1 protein-coding gene is annotated in these 753 nt (G+C 67.9%); it reads right to left on the reverse strand.

Annotated features, from left to right (window positions below; genetic code table 11):
* A partial coding sequence (locus J0695_RS38535; protein WP_372445906.1) for a serine hydrolase domain-containing protein occupies nt 1-712 on the reverse strand: 712 nt, incomplete at its 3' end.
* Nucleotides 713-753 lie beyond the last annotated feature (41 nt).

The following is a 753-nucleotide window of genomic DNA, read 5'->3' on the forward strand; positions in this document are numbered from 1 at the left end:
GGATGGTCGCGTCGCCGGGGGCGGGGAAGTAGGTGTGGCGCAGCCCGATGCGCTTGATGACGCGCCGGTCGATCTCGTCGGCGACGGACCGGCCGGTGACCTTCTCGACGAGAAGACCGGCCAGCACATAATTGGTGTTGCTGTACTCCCACTTCGTCCCGGGGTCGGAGCGGGACTTGTGCTGGAGAGCGATGTCGAGGAGCTCACGGGGTTCGTAGTGCCGGAGCTGGAGGTCGTAGTCGGTGTAGTTGGGAAGTCCGCTGGTCTGCTGGAGCAGCTGGCGGACGGTGATCCGGCGCCCGTCATTCCCTTCCCCGCGTACGAGACCGGGCAGATAGGTTTCGACGAACGCGTCGAGGCGGATCCTCCTCTCGGCGACGAGCTGCAGCACGACCACGGCGGTGAACACCTTGGTGTTGCTGCCGATCCGCACCTGACCGTCCCTGGGCACCTCCGCGCCGGTGGCGACGTCGCCCACTCCCGCGGTGTAGTCACGGGTACGACCGTCGCGGCCCCTGACGCCGGCCAGCGCGGCGGGCACACCGTCCGAGCGCACCAGCGCGCTCAACTCCTGCTGGACGGTGTCCGTCCTGCCGGCGGCAGACGCCGAGGTCGGCGCAAGGACCCCCACCGTCATGACGCCGACGACCATGGCGGCCGCGGCCGACACATGCCCGGAAGAACGAAACCTCTGCCATACCTGCTCACGCACGCGCGCCAACTCCTACGGAATGATGGGAAAACCAGCGGAAT

Source organism: Streptomyces beijiangensis (assembly GCF_017315755.1).
Classification (GTDB): domain Bacteria; phylum Actinomycetota; class Actinomycetes; order Streptomycetales; family Streptomycetaceae; genus Streptomyces; species Streptomyces beijiangensis.